The organism is Actinomadura logoneensis, assembly GCF_003428695.1.
Classification (GTDB): domain Bacteria; phylum Actinomycetota; class Actinomycetes; order Streptosporangiales; family Streptosporangiaceae; genus Spirillospora; species Spirillospora logoneensis.
The window spans coordinates 1-1,717 of record NZ_QURH01000568.1; the positions used below are offsets into that span (position 1 = coordinate 1).

Consider the following 1,717-nt stretch of genomic DNA (forward strand, 5'->3'; position numbering starts at 1 on the left):
CCTCTCGCCCGGAGCGGCGGGCGGGACACGCGGAGCGACGCGTTCGGGCTCGTGGGTGACCTTTGAGGTTACCGGCGCGTAGGATGGTGGGATTGACTCCCGCGGCGGACCCCCCGGACCGCCGCACCGACCGGTGATCGGAGAGTGTGGTGACCGCGACCCCGGACGCCCGCCCCCGTGGCACGCGCCTGCCGCGTCTGGCGCGGCGCAGGCAGCTGCTCGGCGCTGCGCAGGAGGTGTTCGTCGCCCAGGGCTACCACGCCGCGGCGATGGACGAGATCGCCGAACGGGCGGGCGTCAGCAAGCCCGTGCTCTACCAGCACTTCCCCGGCAAGCTGGAGCTGTACCTGGCGCTGCTCGACGAGCACGCCGAGGCGCTGGTCCGCACCGTCCGGGAGGCGCTGGCGTCCACCAGCGACAACAAGCTGCGCGTGCAGGCCGCCATGGCCGCCTTCTACGACTTCGTGGCCGGCGACGGCGAGGCGTACCGGCTGGTCTTCGAGTCCGACCTGCGCAACGTGGCCCCCGTCCGTGCCCGGGTCGAGCGCGCCAACCTGCAGTGCGCCGAGATGGTCGCGCAGGTCATCGCCGAGGACACCGGCGCCGACAGCGACGAGGCGCACCTGCTGGGCATGGGCCTGGTCGGCATGGCCGAGGTGAGCGCCCGCTACTGGCTCGGCCAGCACGGCAAGATCCCCAAGGACACCGCCGAGAAGATGATCGCCCGCCTGGCGTGGCGCGGCATCTCCGGATTCCCCCGCAGTTCCTCCTGACCCGTTCGTTCCGACGGGCGCTCCGACCGGGCACACTCGGACGGAGAGAGGTCCCGGACAAAGGAGCGACGCGTGCAGGTACGCATCGGGGTGCAGTTCGTCCCCAAGGAGCTGGTGGTCGAGACCGGGCTGACGGCGGACGAGGTCCAGCGCCTCCTGTCCGACGCGCTCGCCGAGAGCGGCGGCGTGTTCGTGCTGGAGGAGCGCCGGGGCGGTCGCGTGGTGATCCCGGCCACGCACGTCGGCTACCTGGAGATCGCGGAGGACGAGGACCGGTCGGTCGGTTTCGGCAGCACCTACGCCTGATCCGCCGGACGGCCCCGAGCGGCGTTCGCGCAGGTCACGCCCCGGTCAAGGGGACAGCCGGAAGTCCCCGGCCGGGCCGACCGATTCTTGGGCCAGGTTTGAACCGGACAGTGAGGGCATACCGTCTCGCGTCAGACCAACCCCGCAACCGGCGGGGAAGTCCCCGAGACACGGAACGGTGATCGAAAAGTGCTCACGGTCCTCTGGTTCATCATCGTGGGGGCAGTGATCGGCGCGCTGGCGCGGTTGCTGGTCCCCGGCCGCAATCCGATCGGCATCCTGCTGACCATCGGCGTCGGCATCATCGGCGCCATCCTGGGCGGTGTGATCGCCTCGGCGCTGGGCGCGGGTTCGGTGATCGCCTTCATCTTCGCGGTCGCCATCGCGGCGATCGGAGTGGTCGCGCTGACCTCCCACGGCTCCGGGCGATGGGGCTCCGGCCGCTGGGGCCGTCGCCGCCGCTCGTACTTCTGACCCTCTGAGCCGGTAGCGGCCGCGCCCCCGCCGGTTCGGTGAGACGGCCGCCACCGCGCACCCTTCGGAGCCCCCGTGCCCGCACACGGGGGCTCCGTCATGCCCGCCCCCGGCCCGTCCGCCGACCGCCCGGCCCGTCCGCCGACCGCCCGGCCCGTCCGCCG

At 72.6% G+C, this 1,717-nt stretch carries 3 protein-coding genes; all 3 read left to right on the forward strand.

Annotated elements, in window-relative coordinates; genetic code table 11:
* Positions 1–149: 149 nt before the first annotated feature.
* The 3 genes from DZF91_RS24225 to DZF91_RS24235 all read left to right on the forward strand — a co-directional run bounded on the left by DZF91_RS24225 (position 150) and on the right by DZF91_RS24235 (position 1,553).
* Entirely contained in the window at positions 150–773 is a 624-nt protein-coding gene (locus DZF91_RS24225; protein ID WP_117359595.1) for a TetR/AcrR family transcriptional regulator, read from the forward strand.
* 72 nt (positions 774–845) lie between these two features.
* Positions 846–1,079 carry a DUF3107 domain-containing protein gene (locus DZF91_RS24230; RefSeq protein WP_117359596.1) on the forward strand — a complete coding sequence of 78 codons (234 nt, stop codon included), beginning with the start codon at positions 846–848 and terminating at the stop codon, positions 1,077–1,079.
* Positions 1,080–1,268: 189 nt separating this feature from the next.
* Positions 1,269–1,553: a GlsB/YeaQ/YmgE family stress response membrane protein gene (locus DZF91_RS24235; protein WP_117359597.1), complete on the forward strand. Its 285-nt coding sequence runs from the start codon at positions 1,269–1,271 to the stop codon at positions 1,551–1,553.
* The last annotated feature ends 164 nt before the right edge of the window (positions 1,554–1,717 follow it).